Raw genomic sequence first — 21,191 nt, forward strand, 5'->3', positions numbered from 1 at the left:
GATTGCAATGAATATCTGGACTAAATTAGCAAAATTTTCTTTCTATGAGACGGAACGTTTATATTTCCGTCCCTTCTTTTTTACAGATGTAGATGATTTTCATCAACTTGCATCAGATCCTGAAAATCTCCAATTTATCTTTCCTGCACAAGCAAGTATTGAAGAAAGTCAGTATGCTCTTGCCAATTATTTTATGAAATCACCTTTGGGGATTTGGGCTATTTGTGATAAAAAAGAGCAACGGATGATTGGAGCTATCAAGTTTGAAAAACTTGATGAAATTAAGAAAGAAGCAGAAATTGGCTATTTTTTAAAGAAAGACTATTGGTCTCAGGGGTATATGACTGAAGCAGTTACCAAATTACGAGATTTATCCATGAACGAGTTTGCCTTGAAGCAACTTTCGATTGTGACACATCTAGAAAATGTTGCTAGTCAGAAAGTAGCAGAAAAATCAAATTTTGTTCTTTATCGTCATTTTAAAGGTAGCGATCGTTATACCCGAAAGATGCGGGATTATCTAGAATTCCGTTATACAAAAGGAAATCTAAATGAGTAAACACCAAGAAATATTAGCCTACTTGGAAGAATTACCAGTTGGGAAGCGTGTCAGTGTTCGTAGTATTTCAAATCGACTAGGAGTAAGTGATGGTACGGCATATCGGGCTATCAAAGAAGCTGAAAATAGGGGACTTGTTGAAACACGTCCTCGAAGTGGAACAGTACGTGTAAAGTCAAAAAAAGTAGCTATTGAGAAATTAACGTTCGCAGAAATTGCAGAAGTTACAGGCTCAGAAGTTTTAGCTGGTCAAGCTGGATTGGATAGAGAATTTAGTAAATTCTCCATTGGGGCGATGACTGAAAAGAATATTCTTTCTTATCTTCATGATGGCGGCTTACTTATCGTAGGAGATCGAACACGTATTCAGTTATTAGCACTTGAAAATGAAAATGCTGTCTTGGTAACAGGTGGATTTGAAGTTCATGAAGATGTTTTAAACCATGCTAATAAAAAAAATATTCCAGTATTGCGCAGTAAGCATGATACATTTACAATTGCGACTATGATCAACAGAGCTTTGTCCAACGTTCAGATTAAGACAGATATTTTAACGGTTGAAAAAATCTATCGTACCAGTCATGAATATGGATTTCTACAGGAAACGGATACTGTCAAAGATTATCTAGACTTGGTTCGTAAGAATAGAACGAGCCGTTTCCCTGTCATCAATCAGCATCAGGTCGTTGTTGGTGTAGTTACTATGCGTGATGCTGGAGATAAATCACCTGGTACAACGATAGATAAGGTCATGACAAGGACAGTCTACATGACTGGTTTAGCGACGAATATCGCTAATGTTAGCCAGAGAATGATTGCTGAAGACTTTGAAATGGTACCTGTTGTGAGAAGTAATCAAACTTTACTTGGTGTTATTACTAGACGGGATGTCATGGAAAAGATGAGCCGCTCTCAAGTTTCAGCATTACCAACATTTTCAGAACAGGTTGGTCAGAAGTTATCTTACCATCATGATGAAGTTGTCATTACGGTTGAACCATTCATGTTGGAAAAAAATGGAGTCCTTGCAAATGGAGTTCTTTCAGAAATTTTGACCCATATGACGCAGGATCTGGTCGTGAATAGCGGACGTAACCTCATCATTGAACAGATGTTGATTTACTTTTTACAGGCTGTTCAGATCGATGATATCTTGCGAATTCAGGCTAGAATTATTCATCATACGAGAAGGTCAGCCATTATTGACTATGACATTTATATCAATCATCAAATCGTATCAAAAGCAAATGTTACTGTAAAAATTAATTAAAACTAGGAGAAAACATGATTACATTAAAATCAGCTAGAGAAATCGAAGCAATGGATAAGGCTGGCGATTTTCTTGCCAGTATTCACATCGGTTTGCGTGACATCATCAAACCAGGTGTAGATATGTGGGAAGTAGAAGAATATGTGCGTCGTCGTTGTAAAGAAGAAAATTTCCTCCCTCTTCAAATTGGTGTTGATGGGGCAATGATGGATTATCCATACGCAACTTGTTGTTCGCTTAATGACGAAGTAGCCCATGCTTTTCCACGCCACTATATTTTGAAGGAAGGCGATTTGCTGAAGGTAGATATGGTTCTTGGTGGGCCAATCGCTAAGTCTGACCTCAATGTTTCTAAACTCAACTTTAACAACGTTGAGCAGATGAAAAAATATACTCAAAACTTTACGGGCGGCTTAGCCGATTCTTGTTGGGCTTACGCTGTTGGAAAACCGTCAGAAGAAGTTAAAAACTTGATGGATGTTACCAAAGAAGCTATGTATAAGGGAATTGAGCAGGCTGTTGTAGGAAATCGTATTGGAGATATTGGAGCTGCTATTCAGGAATATGCTGAAAGTCGTGGTTACGGAGTTGTTCGTGATCTTGTAGGACACGGTGTTGGTCCAACTATGCATGAAGAACCAATGGTGCCTAACTATGGTATCGCAGGTCGTGGTCTCCGCCTTCGTGAAGGCATGGTCTTAACCATTGAGCCTATGATCAATACAGGTGATTGGGAGATCGATACAGACATGAAAACAGGATGGGCTCACAAAACTATCGACGGAGGTCTATCATGTCAGTACGAGCATCAGTTTGTTATTACTAAAGATGGTCCTGTAATCTTGACAAGTCAAGGTGAAGAAGGAACTTATTAATCAAAAAAGGAGCTATGCTCCTTTTTTGATTCTTTCAAGTTGAAAATAAATTTGCGTAGCGGATTTCTTACAAACGTTTTCTTTTATAGTAAAATAAAAGATGACTATATGAAAGAAGGTTCTTAATTGGAAAGTATTTTATTTTTTATTTCTGTCTTTATAGCTGGGGGCTTGTCATTCTTTTCTCCCTGTATCTTTCCCTTGTTACCAGTCTACGCAGGTGTTCTGCTAGATGATCAAGAGGAATCAAAGACATTTCGTTTTTTGGGTAAAGATGTTGCCTGGTCAGGATTGATTCGGACACTCTGTTTTATTGCTGGTATCTCTCTCATCTTCTTTATTCTTGGATTTGGAGCAGGATTCCTTGGGAATTTACTTTATGCTGACTGGTTCCGTTATGTCATGGGAATCATGATTATCATACTGGGATTACATCAGATGGAAATTCTTCATCTACAAAAATTAGAGGTACAAAAAACAGTAACATTTAATCAAAAACAGTCTAGCAAATATTTGTCGGCATTTTTACTGGGGATCAGCTTCAGCTTTGGCTGGACTCCATGTATAGGCCCAGTATTAAGTTCTGTTTTAGCACTGGCTGCCTCAGGAGGAAATGGAGCTCTTCAGGGGGCCTTATTAACCCTCATTTACACTCTCGGAATGGCGCTTCCATTTCTAGTTCTGGCCTTGGCATCAGGTCTTGTCATGCCTTATTTTAGTAGAATCAAATCCCACATACTTTTATTGAAGAAAATTGGTGGTTTATTGATCATTCTCATGGGAATTTTATTAATGTTGGGACAGTTAAATGTCTTATCTGGAATATTAGGATAAAAGGAGTTATCTATGAAAAAAATTATCTATTTTGGCCTTAGTTTCTTGTCTCTCTTTCTTTTGATTGCTTGTGGTAAGGAAGAGAAAAAATCAAGTCAAGAAAATCCAACGACTAAGACACAGCAGCAAACAACTGTGAAGCAAGTAGCTATTGGAGCAGAAGCACCTGATTTCACTCTTCAATCTATGGATGGAAAAGAAGTGAAATTATCTGATTTTAAAGGTAAGAAAGTTTATCTTAAATTTTGGGCATCTTGGTGTGGACCATGTAAGAAGAGTATGCCAGAATTGATGGAGCTTGCTGCTAAGGAAGATCGCGATTTCGAAATTTTATCTGTCATTGCGCCGGGTCTTCAAGGTGAAAAAATGGTAGACCAATTTCCAAAGTGGTTTGAAGAACAAGGTTATAAAGACATCCCTGTTTTATATGATACAAAAGGAGCTGTTTTTCAAGATTATCAAATTCGAAGCATCCCTACAGAGTATTTAATTGATTCACAGGGTAAAATTGCTAAGATTCAATTAGGTGCAATTAGTAACGCAGATGCAGAAGCAGCTTTTGCTCAAATGAAATAAAGTAATGAAATATAAAAATGTCTAGACAAATCGTCTAGACATTTTTTCTAACTTAAATTAGTTTTTTGAAGCTGCCTGGAATTCAGGGTTTTTCCAAGCTTCATCAATAATAGCTTGCAATTCTTTTGCTGAAGCTTGCATTTTTTGAGTTTCAGCATCGTTCAATGGGATGTTAACTGGACGAACGATACCGTGTGCACCAACAACAGCTGGTTGACCGATGAAGACATCTTTGATTCCGTATTGACCTTCTTGGAATACAGAAAGTGGAAGTACTGCATTTTCATCATCAAGGATTGCTTTAGTGATACGAGCAAGTGCAACGGCGATACCGTAGTATGTAGCACCTTTCTTGTTGATGATTGTGTAAGCAGCGTCACGAACACCTTCGAACAATTCAATCAATTCAGTTTCTTGAACGTTTTGAGTGTCCTTAAGGAATTCTTCAAGGTTAACACCAGCGATGTTAGCGTGTGACCAAACGGCAAATTCTGAGTCACCATGTTCACCCATGATGTAGGCATGAACTGAACGAGCATCTACATCCAATTTTTCAGCAAGGGCTTGACGGAAACGAGCTGAGTCAAGAGAAGTACCTGAACCGATAACGCGTTCTTTAGGGAATCCTGAGAATTTCCATGTAGAGTATGTCAAAACGTCAACTGGGTTAGCAGCTACAAGGAAGATACCGTTAAATCCTGATTCAACAACTTGTGTTACGATTGATTTGTTGATTGCAAGGTTTTTACCAACAAGATCAAGACGAGTTTCACCTGGTTTTTGAGGAGCACCGGCAGTGATAACTACAAGGTCAGCGTCCGCACAGTCAGCGTATTCAGCTGCATAGATTTTTTTAGGTGAAGTGAAAGCAAGGGCGTGGCTAAGGTCAAGAGCGTCACCAACAGCTTTTTCGTGTAATTGAGGAATTTCAATGATACCAAGTTCTTGGGCAATTCCTTGGTTAACAAGAGCGAAAGCGTAAGATGAACCTACGGCACCATCACCAACGAGGATAACTTTTTTGTGTTGTTTAGTTGCTGTCATTAGTCTAAACATCTCCTTTGTTTTTTTAAGGGTAATACCCTGTTTGATTTCATTCTATCACTTTTAAATAGCTTTGTCACGAATATAACATCCACTTAGCCATGTAAACGTTTTAGTCATACTGTAACACTGAAATAAGAGACAAACTATGGTATAATATATCTAGTTACTAATAGTGAAATGAGGCATTTGTTAATGCAAGATAAAAATTTAGTGAATGTCAATCTGACAAAGGAGATGAAGACCAGCTTTATCGACTACGCCATGAGTGTTATCGTATCGCGGGCCCTTCCTGATGTTCGAGATGGTTTGAAACCAGTTCATCGTCGTATTCTATACGGTATGAACGAATTGGGTGTGACACCAGATAAACCTCATAAGAAATCTGCTCGTATTACAGGGGATGTCATGGGTAAATACCACCCACACGGTGACTCATCTATCTACGAAGCTATGGTTCGTATGGCGCAATGGTGGAGTTACCGTTACATGCTTGTAGATGGGCATGGGAACTTTGGTTCCATGGATGGTGATGGTGCCGCAGCCCAGCGTTATACTGAAGCGCGTATGAGCAAGATTGCTCTTGAGATGCTTCGCGACATCAATAAAAATACCGTTGATTTTGCAGATAACTATGATGCCAATGAACGTGAACCTTTAGTTTTGCCAGCTCGTTTCCCAAATCTTTTGGTCAATGGAGCTACAGGTATCGCTGTTGGTATGGCGACTAATATTCCACCACATAACTTGGGTGAAACCATTGATGCAGTGAAGCTGGTGATGGATAATCCTGATGTTACAACTAAAGATTTGATGGAAGTTTTGCCTGGTCCAGATTTCCCAACTGGTGCCCTTGTTATGGGGAAATCAGGTATTCATAAGGCCTACGAAACTGGTAAAGGATCGATTGTGCTTCGTTCTCGTACTGAAATCGAAGAAACTAAGACTGGTCGCGAACGTATCGTTGTTACTGAATTCCCATATATGGTCAACAAGACTAAAGTCCATGAGCATATTGTGCGTTTAGTTCAAGAAAAACGTATCGAAGGTATTACAGCTGTTCGTGACGAATCTAACCGTGAAGGTGTTCGCTTTGTTATCGAAGTGAAACGTGATGCGTCAGCCAATGTTATTTTGAACAACTTGTTCAAGATGACTCAAATGCAAACTAGCTTTGGATTTAACATGCTGGCTATCCAGAATGGTGTACCAAAGATTCTTTCTCTTCGTCAAATCTTGGATGCTTATATTGAGCACCAAAAAGAAGTGGTGACTCGTCGTACTCAATTTGACAAAGAGAAAGCTGAAGCGCGTGCACACATCTTAGAAGGTTTGTTGATTGCTCTGGATCACATTGATGAAGTCATTCGTATCATCCGTGCCAGTGAAACGGATGCAGAAGCCCAAGCTGAATTGATGAGCAAGTTCAAGTTATCTGAACGTCAAAGTCAAGCAATTCTCGATATGCGTCTTCGTCGTTTGACTGGTTTGGAACGTGACAAGATTCAGTCAGAGTATGATGAGCTTATTGCCTTGATTGCTGACTTGGCAGACATTCTTGCAAAACCAGAACGTGTAGCGCAAATCATCAAGGAAGAATTGGATGAGGTCAAACGTAAGTTTGGCGATCCACGTCGTACTGAGTTGATGGTTGGTGAAGTCTTGACGCTTGAAGATGAAGACTTGATTGAAGAGTCTGATGTTCTCATCACTCTATCAAATAAAGGTTACATCAAACGTTTGGACCAAGACGAATTTACAGCTCAAAAACGTGGTGGACGTGGCGTTCAAGGAACTGGAGTTAAGGACGATGACTTTGTGCGTGAATTGGTTTCAACCAGCACTCACGATCATTTGCTTTTCTTCACCAATAAAGGACGGGTTTATCGTCTTAAGGGGTATGAAATTCCAGAGTATGGTCGTACTGCTAAGGGCTTGCCAGTCGTCAATCTTTTGAAATTGGATGAGGGAGAAAGCATTCAAACTATTATCAATGTTGAATCAGAACGTAGTGATGATGCCTATCTCTTCTTTACAACTCGCGCAGGTATTGTCAAAAGAACCAGTGTCAAAGAATTTGCCAACATTCGTCAAAATGGTCTAAAAGCCTTGAATCTGAAAGATGAGGATGAGTTGATTAATGTCTTACTAACTGAAAAAGACACAGATATCATCATCGGAACCAGATTAGGTTATGCAGTTCGTTTCAATCAGTCTTCAGTTCGTAGTATGAGTCGTATTGCCACTGGTGTTAAAGGGGTAAACCTTCGTGAAGGTGATGCTGTAGTTGGAGCGAGAGTGATTACTGATCAAGATGAAGTCCTTATCATTACTGAAAAAGGATACGGTAAGCGCACAGTCGCGACTGAATACCCAACAAAAGGTCGTGCTGGTAAAGGAATGAAAACAGCCAATGTTACTGAAAAAAATGGTCCTCTAGCTGGTCTCTTAACAGTAAAAGGGGACGAAGATCTGATGATTATCACTGACACAGGTGTCATGATTCGAACCAATGTTGCCAATATTTCACAAACGGGACGTTCAACTATGGGAGTAAAAGTGATGCGTCTAGATCAAGATGCTAAGATTGTGACTTTTACAAGTGTTGCAGCAGCAGAAAAAGAAGAAGTTGGGGCAGAACAGGAAACAGAAAGTGAAGCATAATGTCTAAAAAAATCAATAAAAAGAAAAATAAACGAAAAAATCTGTTGATCAATATATTGGCAGGATTTCTGATACTACTATCAATCGCTTTGATTTTTAATGCTAAAATCCGTGATATCTTTATGGTTTGGAATACTAATAAGTACCAAGTTAGTCAGGTATCAAAAGAAAAATTAGAAGAAAATCAGGACACAGAAGGAAATTTTGATTTCGATTCAGTTAAGGCCATCTCATCTGAAGCGGTTTTATCATCCCAGTGGGATGCCCAACAACTTCCTGTTATTGGAGGAATTGCCATTCCTGAAGTAGAGATTAATTTACCTATCTTTAAAGGCTTGGATAATGTGAACTTGTTCTATGGGGCAGGAACCATGAAACCAAATCAAAAAATGGGGGAAGGAAATTATTCTCTCGCTAGTCACCATATTTTTACAGCTGAAAATGCCAGTCAGATGCTCTTTTCACCTTTGGTCAATGCCAAAGAAGGGATGAAAATTTATTTGACTGATAAGGAAAAGGTTTATACCTATGTCATTCGTGAAGTCAAACACGTTACACCTGACCGCGTTGATGAAATAGAAGACCGTGAGGGAATCAAAGAAATTACCTTGGTAACCTGTGTAGACTACAATGCCACAGAACGGATTATCGTGAAGGGAGATTTCAAAGAAGTGAAACCCTATGCAGAAACTCCATCAGATATCTTAGAAGCCTTTAATAAGCCTTATAAGCAAAGATATTAAGAGATAAGATTATTAAAAAAGGTTTGCTAGTAATAGCGGACCTTTTTCTTGTCAATTTCAGAAAATAGATAGGAAAAAGACTTTTCAATTTTGGTAAAAAGTAGTATAATGTTTCTATTATAGAAATTTTTAGAAAATTCCGAAAGAGGTTTGTTATGGGATACACAGTTGCTGTTGTCGGTGCTACAGGTGCCGTTGGTGCTCAAATGATCAAAATGTTGGAAGAATCAACTCTTCCAATCGATAAGATTCGCTACCTTGCGTCTGCACGTTCTGCAGGAAAGGTCTTGCAATTTAAAGGTCAAGATGTGACCATCGAAGAAACAACAGAAGACGCTTTTGAAGGGGTTGATATTGCTCTCTTCTCAGCTGGTGGATCAACTTCTGCAAAATACGCACCTTATGCTGTTAAAGCAGGTGCGGTAGTTGTAGATAACACTTCATATTTCCGTCAAAATCCAGAGGTACCATTGGTTGTTCCTGAAGTGAATGCCCACGCCCTTGATGCTCACAACGGAATCATCTCTTGTCCTAACTGTTCAACAATTCAAATGATGGTGGCTCTTGAGCCCGTTCGTCAAAAATGGGGATTGGACCGTATTATCGTTTCAACTTACCAAGCTGTTTCAGGTGCTGGTATGGGAGCAATTCTTGAAACTCAACGTGAGCTTCGTGAAGTCTTGAATGATGGCGTGAACCCACGTGATTTGCATGCGGAAATCCTGCCTTCAGGTGGAGATAAGAAACACTATCCAATTGCCTTTAATGCTCTTCCGCAAATTGATGTTTTCACTGACAATGACTACACTTACGAAGAGATGAAGATGACGAATGAAACCAAGAAAATCATGGAAGACGATAGCATTGCCGTATCAGCAACATGTGTACGTATTCCAGTTTTGTCAGCTCACTCTGAGTCAGTCTATATTGAAACAAAAGAAGTAGCACCAATTGAAGAAGTGAAAGCTGCTATTGCTGAATTCCCAGGTGCAGTTCTTGAAGATGATGTTGCTCACCAAATCTATCCTCAAGCAGTTAATGCTGTTGGTTCACGTGATACTTTCGTTGGACGTATCCGTAAAGATTTGGATGCAGAAAAAGGTATTCATATGTGGGTGGTTTCTGATAACCTTCTTAAAGGTGCTGCTTGGAACTCAGTTCAAATCGCTGAGACTTTACATGAACGTGGTCTAGTACGCCCAACAGCTGAATTAAAATTTGAATTGAAATAATGTGTAGGAGTTCATTTGAACTCCTTCTTTAAAATAGAAAGGTGTTTCGTATGTCTTATCAAGATTTAAAAGATTGTAAAATTATCACGGCCTTTATTACTCCTTTTCATGAAGATGGGTCAATCAATTTTGATGCCATTCCAAAGTTGATTGAACATTTATTAGCACATCATACAGACGGAATTCTTCTAGCAGGAACAACTGCTGAGAGTCCGACTCTAACTCACGATGAGGAGTTGCAGTTGTTTGCGGCTGTTCAAAAGGTTGTCAACGGACGAGTTCCTTTAATCGCTGGTGTTGGTACCAATGATACACGTGACTCTATTGAGTTTGTCAAAGAGGTAGCAGAGTTTGGCGGTTTTGCGGCTGGTCTTGCGATTGTTCCTTACTATAACAAACCATCACAAGAAGGTATGTATCAACACTTTAAAGCTATTGCAGATGCTTCTGATTTGCCAATTATTATTTATAACATTCCAGGACGTGTAGTTGTCGAAATGACTCCAGATACCTTACTTCGTTTGGCAGAACATCCAAATATTATCGGTGTCAAAGAGTGTACCAGTCTTGCCAATATGGCTTACTTGATTGAGCATAAACCAGAAGAATTCTTGGTTTATACTGGTGAAGATGGAGATGCCTTTCATGCTATGAACCTTGGTGCAGACGGAGTTATCTCTGTTGCTTCCCATACAAATGGAGATGAGATGCATGAAATGTTTACTGCAATCGAAGAAAGTGATATGAAGAAAGCGGCAGCTATTCAACGTAAATTTATTCCTAAAGTCAATGCTCTCTTCTCTTACCCAAGTCCGGCACCTGTTAAGGCGGTACTCAACTATATGGGATTTGAAGCTGGGCCAACTCGTCTACCTTTGGTTCCTGCGCCTGAAGAGGATGCTAAACGTATTATCAAGGTTGTTATTGATGGGGATTACGAAGCAACTAAGGCGACTGTCACTGGAGTTCTTCGTCCTGATTACTAAAATAACTAATATAAAAAAACTTCCTAAACAAGTAAAATTGTTGGGAAGTTTTTTTCTTTTTCTACGAATAAATAGATAGAGAGAAAAACAAGGAGTCTATCATGAAAATTAAGATTGATAATTTTGAGATTTATAAGTTGAAACAAGCAGGTCTGAGTAATCAACAGGTTTTAAAGGTACTTCAATATGGAGAAATCTATGATCAAGAATTAAGCTTAGAAACGATAGCAGAAGCATCTGAGTGTAGAAATCCAGTGGTTTTTATGGAACGTTACCATAAACTCACCTTTGAAAGTATGGAGCGATTAAGAAATGACTTTGAAAAATTTCCCTCTTTTTCCATCCTAGACGATGTCTATCCATTTGCTCTCAGTGAAATCTATGATGCTCCAGTATTGTTATTTTATAAGGGCGATTTAAATCTCTTAAAGTTACCTAAGATTGCAGTTGTGGGCAGTCGCTCTTGTAGTCAAACAGGGACAAAATCAGTCCGTAAGATTATTGAAGAACTGGAAAATGAGCTGGTGATTGTGAGTGGGCTTGCTAGAGGGATTGATACTGCAGCGCATATGTCTATTCTTCAAGGTGGTGGAAAAACCATTGCAGTCATTGGGACTGGCTTGGATGTTTACTATCCACGTTCTAATAAACGACTGCAGGACTATATCGGTGAATATCATTTGCTACTGAGTGAATATGGACCGGGTGAAGAACCTTTGAAATATCACTTTCCAGCGCGAAATAGGATTATTGCTGGCCTATGTATGGGTGTCATCGTTGCTGAGGCAAAGATGAGATCGGGTAGTTTAATTACTTGTGAGCGAGCTATGGAAGAAGGAAGAGATGTTTTTGCTATTCCAGGTAGCATTTTAGATGGTCGTTCAGATGGTTGTCATCACTTGGTTCAAGAAGGTGCAAAACTTGTTTCAAGTGGTCAGGATGTGCTAGCAGAATTTGAATTTTAAGAACTAGTAAGGTTTTATCGGTTAAACTTTTCTTCTATATATAAGAGTTAAGTCTTGACAGGCTTTTAAAAATGGTTTACACTTTATAAAGTTTATTACTTTGAAAAGGTGTGATACTGTGGCTACGGCAACAAAGAAGAAAAAATCAACAGTTAAAAAAAATCTAGTAATCGTGGAGTCGCCTGCAAAGGCTAAAACGATTGAAAAATACCTGGGTAGAAATTATAAGGTTTTAGCCAGTGTTGGTCATATTCGTGATTTGAAAAAATCCAGTATGTCAGTCGATGTAGAAAATAATTATGAACCCCAATATATTAATATTCGTGGGAAAGGTCCTCTGATCAATGACTTGAAAAAAGAAGCTAAAAAAGCCAATAAAGTCTTTCTCGCAAGTGACCCGGACCGCGAAGGAGAAGCAATTTCTTGGCATTTAGCTCATATTCTCAATCTAGATGAAAATGATGCTAACCGTGTTGTTTTCAACGAGATTACCAAGGATGCGGTAAAAAATGCTTTTAAAGAACCTCGTAAGATTGACATGGATTTGGTGGATGCCCAACAAGCTCGTCGTGTTTTGGACCGTTTGGTAGGTTATTCCATTTCACCAATTCTTTGGAAGAAGGTCAAAAAGGGCTTGTCAGCTGGCCGTGTTCAGTCTGTTGCTCTCAAGTTAATCATTGACCGTGAAAATGAGATTAATGCATTTCAACCGGAAGAATATTGGACTATTGATGGAGTCTTCAAAAAGGGGACTAAGCAATTCCAAGCATCCTTCTATGGAATGAATGGCAAGAAGATGAAATTGACGAGCAATGAAGAGGTCAAAGAAGTCTTGTCTCATCTATCCAGTAAAGACTTTACAGTTGATCAGGTAGATAAAAAAGAACGCAAGCGTAACGCTCCACTCCCTTATACTACCTCAACTATGCAGATGGATGCAGCTAATAAAATCAATTTCCGTACTCGAAAGACCATGATGGTTGCCCAGCAACTCTATGAAGGGATTAATATTGGTACGGGCGTCCAAGGTTTGATCACCTATATGCGTACAGACTCGACTCGTATCAGTCCAGTTGCTCAAAATGAAGCTGCAAACTACATTAATGAACGTTTTGGCAGTAAGTATTCTAAGCATGGTAGCAAGGTCAAAAATGCGACTGGTGCTCAGGATGCCCATGAGGCTATCCGCCCATCAAGTGTCTTTAACACGCCAGAAAAAATTGCTAAGTATTTGGATAAAGACCAACTTAAGCTTTATACCCTTATCTGGAATCGCTTTGTAGCGAGTCAGATGACGGGTGCTATCTTTGATACCATGGCTGTGAAGCTCTCTCAAAATGGAGTTCAGTTTGCAGCGAATGGTAGTCAGGTTAAATTTGATGGTTACTTGGCTATTTACAATGATTCAGATAAGAATAAGATGTTGCCGGATATGGCAGTTGGTGATGTCGTCAAGCAGGTCAATAGTAAACCTGAGCAGCACTTCACTCAACCGCCAGCACGTTATTCGGAAGCGACACTGATTAAAACTTTGGAAGAAAACGGAGTCGGTCGCCCATCAACTTATGCACCTACCATTGAAACCATTCAAAAGCGCTATTATGTGCGTTTGGCAGCCAAGCGTTTTGAACCGACAGAATTGGGAGAAATTGTTAACAAGCTCATCGTTGAATATTTCCCTGATATCGTCAATGTAACCTTTACAGCTGAAATGGAAGGTAAACTGGATGATGTCGAAGTTGGAAAAGAGCAGTGGCAACGAGTCATTGATGAATTTTATAAACCCTTCTCTAAAGAGGTTGCCAAAGCCGAAGAGGAAATGGAAAAAATCCAAATCAAGGATGAGCCAGCAGGATTTGATTGTGAAGAGTGTGGCAGTCCGATGGTCATTAAACTTGGTCGTTTTGGTAAGTTCTATGCTTGTAGCAATTTCCCAGATTGCCGTCATACACAGGCTATCGTGAAAGAGATTGGTGTTGAGTGTCCAAGCTGTCATCAAGGACAAATTATTGAACGAAAAACCAAGCGTAATCGTATCTTCTATGGTTGCAATCGCTATCCAGAATGTGAATTTACTTCTTGGGACAAGCCTGTTGGACGAGATTGTCCAAAATGTGGTAACTTCCTCATGGAGAAAAAAGTCCGTGGTGGCGGGAAGCAGATCGTTTGTAGCAATGGTGATTACGAAGAAGAAAAAATCAAATAAAATGAGTCCTGAAAGTAAATTTCAGGCTCTTTTTAGTAAAGGCTTGACAAAATTCATCATTGTATGCGAAACTAGAAGAAGATTATTTTATACTCAATGAAAATCAAAGAGCAAACTAGGAAGCTAGCCGCAGGCTGCTCAAAGTACTGCTTTGAGGTTGTAGATAGAACTGACGAAGTCAGTAACATATATACGGTAAGGCGACGCTGACGTGGTTTGAAGAGATTTTCGAAGAGTATTAACTAGGAGAAGTTATGCGTATTATCTATCTGATTATTGGATTTCTGTCATTAGCTCTGGCTATTGTTGGAGTTGTCTTGCCCTTGTTGCCTACGACACCTTTTCTTTTGTTGTCTATTGCTTGTTTTTCGAGAAGTTCCAAGCGTTTTGAAGATTGGCTTTATCGTACCAAACTTTATCAGACTTACGTGGCGGACTTTCGTGAGACCAAGTCTATTGCGCGTGAACGTAAGAAAAAAATTATTGTATCGATTTATATCTTGATGGGAATTTCCATTTATTTTGCTCCTCTTTTACCAGTCAAAATCGGTTTGGGATGTTTAACCATCTTTATTACCTACTATCTTTTTAAGGTGATTCCTGATAAAGAATAGCTTTAATAAGTAACGATTTTCCTTGATAAAAACAAAAACATATTCGAAATAGTATGATATAATAAATTTAAAGTAATCTTCAAGGAGAATCAAATGATTTACGAATTTTGTGCTGAAAATGTAACCTTGCTTGAAAAAGCTATGCAGGCAGGAGCTCGCCGTATCGAGCTCTGTGATAATCTAGCAGTTGGTGGAACAACTCCAAGCTACGGAGTGACCAAGGCAGCTGTGGAACTGGCTACCGACTACGATACGACCATTATGACTATGATTCGACCACGTGGTGGTGATTTTGTCTACAATGACCTCGAGATTGCTATTATGCTTGAGGACATTGCTCTAACTGCTCAAGCAGGAAGCCAAGGCGTTGTCTTTGGTGCATTGACTGCTGATAAGAAGTTGGACAAGGCCAATCTTGAAAAGTTGATTGCTGCATCTAAAGGTATGGAAATTGTTTTCCATATGGCATTTGATGAATTGAGCGAACAAGATCAGTTAGAAGCTATTGATTGGCTCAGCCAAGCTGGAGTGACACGCATCCTGACTCGTGCTGGTGTATCTGGCGACTCGTTAGAGAAACGCTTTGCTCACTATCATAGAATTCTAGAACACGCTGCAGGAAAAATTGAAATTTTACCTGGTGGAGGGATTGACATGGATAACCGTCAAACCTTTATTGACCAACTGGGTGTGACACAATTACATGGAACTAAGGTCGTCTTTTAATAAATAGAAAGGAACTGCTAGCTTTTGGTAGCAGTTTTCGCTTATGTTTGAAATTTTTAAAGCTTATCAGTTTAATAGTAAAAAAGCCAAAGAGTATGGATTTGTAGAAAATCAAGGCGTATGGACCCATAGTTCGACTATCTTGCACGGAGATTTTCTCATGTTGGTTACAGTTGAGGATGGAGTCTTAGGTTTTCAAGTTTATGACCAAGAAACTGGTGATCTCTATTCACAAGTTCATATGGCCAGTATGAGAGGGACATTTGTAGGAAGTGTCCGTGAAGCCTGCTTAGAAGTTCTTTATGAAATCCGAAAGTCTTGTTTTGATGTGCAGGATTTTATCTATCCACAGACCAATAGAATCATGACTCGTGTTCAAGAAAAGTATGAAAATCAATTAGAATACTTATGGGAGAAATCTCCTGATACTGCGATTTTACGCCATGAAAATAATCAGAAGTGGTATGCGGTTCTTATGAAGATTTCTTGGGATAAGCTTGAAAAGGGCAGAGAAGGATTAGTGGAAGCAGTCAATCTCAAACATGATCAAGTATCTGATTTGTTGGTAAAAAAAGGGATTTATCCAGCCTTTCATATGAACAAGCGCTACTGGATTAGTGTGCCACTGGATGACAGTTTATCAGATGAAGAGATGCTAGAATTGATCGAAAAAAGCTGGAACTTGACCTTGAAAAAGTGATTATATTTACTTGATTTTTCAAATACTTTCAATTAGCAAAATATTCTTTACTGAAGAAATTTTCAGAAAATATTGGATTTTTTCTTGACATGTGTTTTTTCCTATGCTAAAATACTAAACAAGATATCAAACGAAGGAGAAAGTCAAACATGAAAACAGCTAAGTTTAATCAATTTGCTTTGTTGTTGAGGTACTCGGGCTAGTGCAGAAGCATTAGTCCTGTTTGGCTTACCAAGCGGGAGTAAATCAACATCTCGCTTGGAACTCCGAGCGAGATGTTTTTTTAAAACCAAATTTAGAAAAGGGGAAATCTTATGAGAACAGTTGAATTTCTAGATACTAGCCTTCGAGATGGTGAGCAGACACCAGGTGTTAATTTTTCTATTAAGGAAAAGATTGCCATTGCAAGACAACTGGAAAAATGGGGAATTTCGGCAATTGAAGCTGGTTTTCCAGCAGCTAGTCCTGACTCATTTACTGCAGTTCAGGAAATTGCAAAAGTCTTGAAGAAAACAGCGGTGACTGGTTTAGCTCGCTCTGTTAAATCAGATATTGACGCTTGTTATGAAGCACTTAAGGATGCTAAGTATCCACAAATCCATGTTTTTATCGCTACTAGTCCTATCCATCGTGAATTTAAGTTGAATAAAAGCAAAGAGGAAATTTTGGAAGCTATTAAAGAGCATGTTTCCTATGCACGTTGTAAATTTGAAGTGGTAGAATTCTCTCCTGAAGACGCGACTAGAACTGAGCTGGACTTTCTCCTACAAGTCGTTCAAACAGCGGTAGACGCAGGGGCAACCTATATCAATATTCCTGACACGGTTGGTTTTACCACACCAGAGGAATATAGGAATATCTTCAAGTATCTGATTGACAATGTTAAAACCGACCGTCAGATTATCTATTCGCCTCACTGCCATGATGACCTTGGAATGGCAGTTGCAAATAGCCTCGCTGCTGTTAAGAATGGTGCGGGGCGTGTTGAAGGAACCATTAACGGTATTGGAGAACGAGCTGGGAATGCTGCTTTAGAAGAAATAGCGGTGGCCCTCAATATTCGCCAAGATTATTACCAAGCAGAGACAAGTATTGTCCTAAATGAAACCATCAATACGTCTGAAATGGTTTCTCGTTTCTCAGGAATTCCAGTTCCAAAAAACAAGGCGGTTGTTGGAGGAAATGCCTTCTCTCACGAATCAGGTATTCACCAAGATGGTGTTCTTAAAAATCCTCTCACTTATGAAATCATTACACCTGAATTGGTTGGTGCCAAGAGTAATAGTCTTCCACTCGGTAAATTGTCTGGTCGCCATGCTTTTGTTGAGAAACTAAGATATTTGGCTCTAGACTATACAGACGAAGATATCAAGCCACTCTTTACTAAGTTCAAGGCCTTGGCAGATAAGAAGCAAGAAATCACAGATGCTGATATTCGAGCTCTGGTAGCTGGTACCATGGTTGAAAATCCAGAAGGCTTCCACTTTGATGACTTGCAACTTCAAACCCATTCTGAAAATGACATTGAAGCGACAGTTAGATTAGCTAATTTTGATGGTGAGAAAGTTGAATTTAATGCAACAGGTCAGGGTTCTGTTGAAGCTATTTTCAATGCTATTGATAAATTCTTTAATCAATCTGTTCGCTTGGTATCCTATACGATTGATGCGGTAACTGATGGGATTGATGCCCAGGCACGTGTATTGGTAACTGTTGAAAACAGAGATACAGAGACTATCTTTAACGCAGCTGGACTTGATTTCGATGTGTTGAAGGCTTCGGCTATTGCCTACATTAATGCCAATACCTTTGTTCAAAAAGAGAATGCTGGTGAGATGGGAACAACAGTTTCCTATCGCGACATGCCTACCGTATAAAGGAGAAAGCTATGACAAGAAAAATAGTTGCCCTAGCAGGTGATGGTATAGGCCCAGAAATCATGGAAGCTGGTTTAGAAGTTTTGGAGGCTCTAGCTGAAAAAACAGGTTTTGACTATGAGATTGACAGACGACCTTTTGGAGGGGCGGGTATTGATGCTGCAGGACATCCCTTGCCAGACGAAACGCTCAAGGCTTCTAGAGAAGCGGATGCTATTCTACTCGCTGCAATCGGTAGTCCTCAGTATGACGATGCTCCAGTTCGACCAGAACAAGGGCTTCTGGCCCTTCGAAAGGAACTCAATCTCTATGCCAATATTCGTCCTGTAAAAATCTTTGACAGTCTCAAGCATTTGTCACCACTCAAACCAGAACGAATTGCTGGTGTAGACTTTGTCGTGGTGCGTGAGTTGACAGGCGGGATTTACTTTGGAGATCATATTCTTGAAGAGCGAAAAGCGCGTGATATCAACGACTATAGCTATGAGGAAGTAGAACGGATTATTCGCAAAGCCTTTGAAATCGCAAGAAATCGCAGAAAAATCGTTACTAGTATCGATAAGCAAAATGTTCTAGCGACCTCAAAACTCTGGCGGAAAGTGGCGGAGGAAGTCGCGCAGGATTTCCCAGATGTCACCTTGGAACACCAGCTGGTAGACTCAGCTGCCATGCTCATGATTACCAATCCTGCCAAGTTTGATGTCATCGTGACGGAGAATCTTTTCGGAGATATCTTATCTGATGAATCAAGCGTTTTATCAGGCACCCTTGGAGTTATGCCATCAGCCAGTCATTCTGAAAAGGGTCCAAGTCTCTATGAGCCCATTCACGGTTCAGCTCCTGATATTGCAGGTCAAGGAATTGCCAATCCTATTTCTATGATTTTATCAGTTGCCATGATGTTGAGAGACAGTTTTGGACGTTATGAGTATGCGGAACGTATCGAGCGTGCTGTTGAGGCAAGTTTAGCGGCTGGCATTTTAACAAGAGATATAGGTGGACAGGCTTCGACCAAGGAAATGACGGAAGCTATCATTGCAAGGTTATGAAGTTAGACGAAAAAATTACTCTAGTCCTTTTGATTTGGAATGTCATGATTTTCTTGATTTATGGTATTGACAAATCCAAGGCAAGGAGAAGAGTTTGGCGCATCCCTGAGAAAATCTTACTTATTTTAGCCTTTACTTGTGGTGGTTTTGGAGCCTGGTTAGCAGGAATCACCTTTCATCACAAGACTAGAAAATGGTACTTTAAAACGGTTTGGTTTCTTGGGATGGTGACCACACTAGGAGCCTTATATTTTATTTGGAGGTAATGGATGGCAGGAAAATCGATTTTTGATAAATTATGGGACCGTCATGTCATCACAGGAGAGGAGGGGCAACCGCAACTCATGTATGTGGACCAGCACTATATCCACGAAGTGACCAGTCCACAGGCTTTTCAAGGATTACGAGACGCAGGCCGTAGATTGAGACGACCAGACTTGACATTTGGAACCTTTGACCACAATGTCCCAACAGTCAATATCTATGATATTCGAGATGTGATTTCTAAGGCTCAAATTGATAAGCTTGCAGAAAATGTTGAGGAATTTGGGATTGAACATGCGGCCCATGGTTCTGAAAAGCAGGGGATCGTTCACATGGTTGGTCCAGAAACAGGACGAACCCAACCAGGGAAATTCATCGTCTGTGGGGATAGCCATACGGCAACCCACGGAGCTTTCGGAGCGATTGCTTTTGGAATTGGGACCAGTGAGGTCGAGCATGTTTTTGCTACTCAGACCCTCTGGCAGGTCAAACCCAAGAAAATGCTGGTAGAATTCACAGGAGTTCCTCAAAAGGGAGTTTATTCCAAGGACTACATTTTAGCTTTGATTGCCAAGTACGGCGTTGCCTGTGGTGTTGGCTATGTGGTGGAATATCGTGGACAAGCTATTGATGCACTGAGCATGGAAGAGCGAATGACCATCTGCAATATGTCCATAGAGTTTGGCTCTAAGATGGGAATCATGAATCCGGATCAGAAAACCTACGATTATCTCAAGGGACGGGAATGTGTTCCAGAGAATTTCGAAGAGGCTGTGGCTGATTGGAAAACAATTGTCAGCGATGATGATGCTGTTTACGATAAAGTTATCCGGATGGATGTCTCAGACCTAGCTCCTATGGTTACTTGGGGAACAAATCCTGCTATGGGGGTTGACTTTGACAGTAGATTCCCAGAAATTAAGGATATGAATGATGAGCGCGCTTATAATTACATGGATTTGGAGCCTGGTCAAAAGCCAGCAGATATTGAACTAGGTTATATCTTTATCGGGTCTTGTACCAATGCTCGTCTCAGCGACTTACAACTGGCTGCGCGATTTGTCAAAGGGAAGAAAATAGCTCCTAACTTAACGGCTATCGTGGTTCCAGGCTCTCGCCCTGTTAAACGAGCTGCGGAGAAATTGGGATTGGATAAAGTTTTCCTAGATGCTGGCTTTGAGTGGAGAGATCCAGGTTGCTCAATGTGCCTAGGGATGAATCCGGACAAGGTTCCTGATGGTGTCCACTGCGCCTCGACCAGTAACCGTAACTTTGAAGACAGACAGGGATTTGGTGCTAAGACCCATCTCTGCAGTCCAGCCATGGCAGCAGCTGCAGCTATCGCAGGGCGCTTTGTAGATGTTCGGCAAATGCCAGAGGCCCAGTAAGGAGAGGATATGGAAAAATTTACAGTTTATACAGGAACAACGGTTCCTCTTATGAATGATAATATTGACACTGACCAAATCCTACCCAAGCAGTTTCTCAAGTTAATTGATAAGAAAGGATTTGGTAAGTACCTCATGTATGCTTGGCGTTATCTAGATGATAGGTATACTGAGGACCCAGACTTTGTCTTTAACCGACCTGAATATCGCAAGGCGACTATCCTCATCTCAGGGGATAACTTTGGGGCTGGATCTTCTAGAGAGCACGCAGCTTGGGCACTAGCCGACTATGGTTTTAAGGTTGTGATTGCAGGATCTTTTGGGGACATTCATTACAATAATGAACTCAATAATGGCATGTTGCCTATTGTTCAGCCTAGGGAGGTTAGAGAAAAGCTAGCCCAACTCAAACCGACCGACCAGGTAACTGTGGACTTGGAACAACAAACAATCATCACACCAGTCGGAGAATTCTCCTTTGAAATCGATAGCGAGTGGAAACACAAGCTCTTAAATGGTTTGGATGATATCGGCATTACCTTGCAGTATGAAGATTTGATTGCTGCTTATGAAAAACAACGACCAGCCTACTGGAAGGATTAGAATAAATATAGAAAAG

The 21,191-nt window shown here is 40.1% G+C and carries 20 protein-coding genes; 19 read left to right on the plus strand and 1 reads right to left on the minus strand.

Annotation, left to right across the window (positions count from 1 at the left end):
- Positions 1 to 7 precede the first annotated feature (7 nt).
- The 5 genes from QM877_RS00785 to sdbB all read left to right on the plus strand — a co-directional run bounded on the left by QM877_RS00785 (position 8) and on the right by sdbB (position 4,114).
- Positions 8 to 559, plus strand: coding sequence for a GNAT family N-acetyltransferase (locus QM877_RS00785; RefSeq protein WP_153224967.1), 552 nt, complete (start codon positions 8 to 10; stop codon positions 557 to 559).
- Positions 552 to 1,829 carry a CBS-HotDog domain-containing transcription factor SpxR gene (gene spxR, locus QM877_RS00790; protein WP_000033785.1) on the plus strand — a complete coding sequence of 426 codons (1,278 nt, stop codon included), beginning with the start codon at positions 552 to 554 and terminating at the stop codon, positions 1,827 to 1,829. The genes QM877_RS00785 and spxR overlap by 8 nt, the downstream gene beginning before the upstream one ends.
- Before the next feature lie 14 nt (positions 1,830 to 1,843).
- The gene (locus QM877_RS00795) at positions 1,844 to 2,704 is read left to right on the plus strand and encodes a methionyl aminopeptidase (protein ID WP_045763436.1); all 861 of its coding nucleotides are present in this window, start codon (positions 1,844 to 1,846) and stop codon (positions 2,702 to 2,704) included.
- A gap of 126 nt (positions 2,705 to 2,830) precedes the next feature.
- Positions 2,831 to 3,538, plus strand: coding sequence for a thiol-disulfide oxidoreductase-associated membrane protein CcdA2 (ccdA2, locus tag QM877_RS00800; protein WP_414317258.1), 708 nt, complete (start codon positions 2,831 to 2,833; stop codon positions 3,536 to 3,538).
- Between the two features lie 12 nt (positions 3,539 to 3,550).
- Positions 3,551 to 4,114: a thiol-disulfide oxidoreductase-associated lipoprotein SdbB gene (gene sdbB, locus QM877_RS00805; protein WP_414317259.1), complete on the plus strand. Its 564-nt coding sequence runs from the start codon at positions 3,551 to 3,553 to the stop codon at positions 4,112 to 4,114.
- Positions 4,115 to 4,171: 57 nt separating this feature from the next.
- Here the strand turns inward: sdbB and QM877_RS00810 are convergent, their stop codons facing one another.
- Positions 4,172 to 5,158: an L-lactate dehydrogenase gene (locus tag QM877_RS00810; RefSeq protein ID WP_045763432.1), complete on the minus strand. Its 987-nt coding sequence runs from the start codon at positions 5,156 to 5,158 to the stop codon at positions 4,172 to 4,174.
- Positions 5,159 to 5,353: 195 nt separating this feature from the next.
- Here QM877_RS00810 and gyrA point away from each other — a divergent pair, with 195 nt between their 5' ends.
- From gyrA to leuD, 14 genes are all read left to right on the plus strand, one after another.
- Positions 5,354 to 7,822, plus strand: coding sequence for a DNA gyrase subunit A (gyrA, locus tag QM877_RS00815; RefSeq protein ID WP_414317260.1), 2,469 nt, complete (start codon positions 5,354 to 5,356; stop codon positions 7,820 to 7,822).
- Positions 7,822 to 8,565 (plus strand): class A sortase, encoded by a 744-nt coding sequence (locus QM877_RS00820; RefSeq protein ID WP_153225724.1) that lies wholly within the window; start codon positions 7,822 to 7,824, stop codon positions 8,563 to 8,565. Before gyrA ends, QM877_RS00820 begins: the two co-directional genes overlap by 1 nt.
- 155 nt (positions 8,566 to 8,720) lie before the next feature.
- Complete coding sequence (locus tag QM877_RS00825; protein WP_414317261.1) at positions 8,721 to 9,797, plus strand: aspartate-semialdehyde dehydrogenase; 1,077 nt, start codon at positions 8,721 to 8,723, stop codon at positions 9,795 to 9,797.
- A gap of 50 nt (positions 9,798 to 9,847) precedes the next feature.
- Positions 9,848 to 10,783 (plus strand): 4-hydroxy-tetrahydrodipicolinate synthase, encoded by a 936-nt coding sequence (dapA, locus tag QM877_RS00830; protein ID WP_000121596.1) that lies wholly within the window; start codon positions 9,848 to 9,850, stop codon positions 10,781 to 10,783.
- Between the two features lie 107 nt (positions 10,784 to 10,890).
- Complete coding sequence (dprA, locus tag QM877_RS00835) at positions 10,891 to 11,748, plus strand: DNA-processing protein DprA (protein ID WP_414317453.1); 858 nt, start codon at positions 10,891 to 10,893, stop codon at positions 11,746 to 11,748.
- A gap of 118 nt (positions 11,749 to 11,866) precedes the next feature.
- Positions 11,867 to 13,954 carry a type I DNA topoisomerase gene (gene topA / locus QM877_RS00840; RefSeq protein WP_373114244.1) on the plus strand — a complete coding sequence of 696 codons (2,088 nt, stop codon included), beginning with the start codon at positions 11,867 to 11,869 and terminating at the stop codon, positions 13,952 to 13,954.
- A 254-nt stretch (positions 13,955 to 14,208) separates the two neighbouring features.
- Positions 14,209 to 14,568, plus strand: a complete 360-nt coding sequence (locus tag QM877_RS00845) for a YbaN family protein (RefSeq protein WP_414317262.1) — start codon at positions 14,209 to 14,211, stop codon at positions 14,566 to 14,568.
- 93 nt (positions 14,569 to 14,661) lie between these two features.
- A complete protein-coding gene (locus QM877_RS00850; protein WP_414317263.1) occupies positions 14,662 to 15,294 on the plus strand; it encodes a copper homeostasis protein CutC in 633 nt (210 codons plus the stop codon).
- Positions 15,295 to 15,337: 43 nt separating this feature from the next.
- A complete protein-coding gene (locus tag QM877_RS00855) occupies positions 15,338 to 15,994 on the plus strand; it encodes an MmcQ/YjbR family DNA-binding protein (protein WP_414317264.1) in 657 nt (218 codons plus the stop codon).
- Between the two features lie 314 nt (positions 15,995 to 16,308).
- On the plus strand, positions 16,309 to 17,871 hold the full coding sequence (locus QM877_RS00860) for a 2-isopropylmalate synthase (RefSeq protein ID WP_414317265.1): 1,563 nt from the start codon (positions 16,309 to 16,311) through the stop codon (positions 17,869 to 17,871).
- A gap of 11 nt (positions 17,872 to 17,882) precedes the next feature.
- Complete coding sequence (leuB, locus tag QM877_RS00865; protein WP_414317266.1) at positions 17,883 to 18,920, plus strand: 3-isopropylmalate dehydrogenase; 1,038 nt, start codon at positions 17,883 to 17,885, stop codon at positions 18,918 to 18,920.
- A complete protein-coding gene (locus QM877_RS00870; protein WP_414317267.1) occupies positions 18,917 to 19,186 on the plus strand; it encodes a DUF1294 domain-containing protein in 270 nt (89 codons plus the stop codon). Before leuB ends, QM877_RS00870 begins: the two co-directional genes overlap by 4 nt.
- 3 nt (positions 19,187 to 19,189) lie before the next feature.
- Entirely contained in the window at positions 19,190 to 20,572 is a 1,383-nt protein-coding gene (gene leuC / locus QM877_RS00875; RefSeq protein ID WP_414317268.1) for a 3-isopropylmalate dehydratase large subunit, read from the plus strand.
- A 9-nt stretch (positions 20,573 to 20,581) separates the two neighbouring features.
- Positions 20,582 to 21,175 (plus strand): 3-isopropylmalate dehydratase small subunit, encoded by a 594-nt coding sequence (gene leuD / locus QM877_RS00880; RefSeq protein WP_414317269.1) that lies wholly within the window; start codon positions 20,582 to 20,584, stop codon positions 21,173 to 21,175.
- Positions 21,176 to 21,191 lie beyond the last annotated feature (16 nt).

It is taken from the genome of Streptococcus infantis, from assembly GCF_047463655.1.
In the GTDB taxonomy this organism is placed as follows: domain Bacteria; phylum Bacillota; class Bacilli; order Lactobacillales; family Streptococcaceae; genus Streptococcus; species Streptococcus infantis_Z.

What these genes read in the sequence shown, in the direction of transcription:
- QM877_RS00785 (WP_153224967.1), top strand. Translation starts at nt 8, where the DNA reads ATGAATATCTGGACTAAATTAGCAAAATTTTCTTTCTATGAGACGGAA.
- spxR (WP_000033785.1), top strand. Translation starts at nt 552, where the DNA reads ATGAGTAAACACCAAGAAATATTAGCCTACTTGGAAGAATTACCAGTT.
- QM877_RS00795 (WP_045763436.1), top strand. Translation starts at nt 1,844, where the DNA reads ATGATTACATTAAAATCAGCTAGAGAAATCGAAGCAATGGATAAGGCT.
- sdbB (WP_414317259.1), top strand. Translation starts at nt 3,551, where the DNA reads ATGAAAAAAATTATCTATTTTGGCCTTAGTTTCTTGTCTCTCTTTCTT.
- QM877_RS00810 (WP_045763432.1), bottom strand. Translation starts at nt 5,158, where the DNA reads ATGACAGCAACTAAACAACACAAAAAAGTTATCCTCGTTGGTGATGGT.
- gyrA (WP_414317260.1), top strand. Translation starts at nt 5,354, where the DNA reads ATGCAAGATAAAAATTTAGTGAATGTCAATCTGACAAAGGAGATGAAG.
- QM877_RS00820 (WP_153225724.1), top strand. Translation starts at nt 7,822, where the DNA reads ATGTCTAAAAAAATCAATAAAAAGAAAAATAAACGAAAAAATCTGTTG.
- QM877_RS00825 (WP_414317261.1), top strand. Translation starts at nt 8,721, where the DNA reads ATGGGATACACAGTTGCTGTTGTCGGTGCTACAGGTGCCGTTGGTGCT.
- dapA (WP_000121596.1), top strand. Translation starts at nt 9,848, where the DNA reads ATGTCTTATCAAGATTTAAAAGATTGTAAAATTATCACGGCCTTTATT.
- QM877_RS00845 (WP_414317262.1), top strand. Translation starts at nt 14,209, where the DNA reads ATGCGTATTATCTATCTGATTATTGGATTTCTGTCATTAGCTCTGGCT.
- QM877_RS00850 (WP_414317263.1), top strand. Translation starts at nt 14,662, where the DNA reads ATGATTTACGAATTTTGTGCTGAAAATGTAACCTTGCTTGAAAAAGCT.
- QM877_RS00855 (WP_414317264.1), top strand. Translation starts at nt 15,338, where the DNA reads ATGTTTGAAATTTTTAAAGCTTATCAGTTTAATAGTAAAAAAGCCAAA.
- QM877_RS00860 (WP_414317265.1), top strand. Translation starts at nt 16,309, where the DNA reads ATGAGAACAGTTGAATTTCTAGATACTAGCCTTCGAGATGGTGAGCAG.
- leuB (WP_414317266.1), top strand. Translation starts at nt 17,883, where the DNA reads ATGACAAGAAAAATAGTTGCCCTAGCAGGTGATGGTATAGGCCCAGAA.
- QM877_RS00870 (WP_414317267.1), top strand. Translation starts at nt 18,917, where the DNA reads ATGAAGTTAGACGAAAAAATTACTCTAGTCCTTTTGATTTGGAATGTC.
- leuC (WP_414317268.1), top strand. Translation starts at nt 19,190, where the DNA reads ATGGCAGGAAAATCGATTTTTGATAAATTATGGGACCGTCATGTCATC.
- leuD (WP_414317269.1), top strand. Translation starts at nt 20,582, where the DNA reads ATGGAAAAATTTACAGTTTATACAGGAACAACGGTTCCTCTTATGAAT.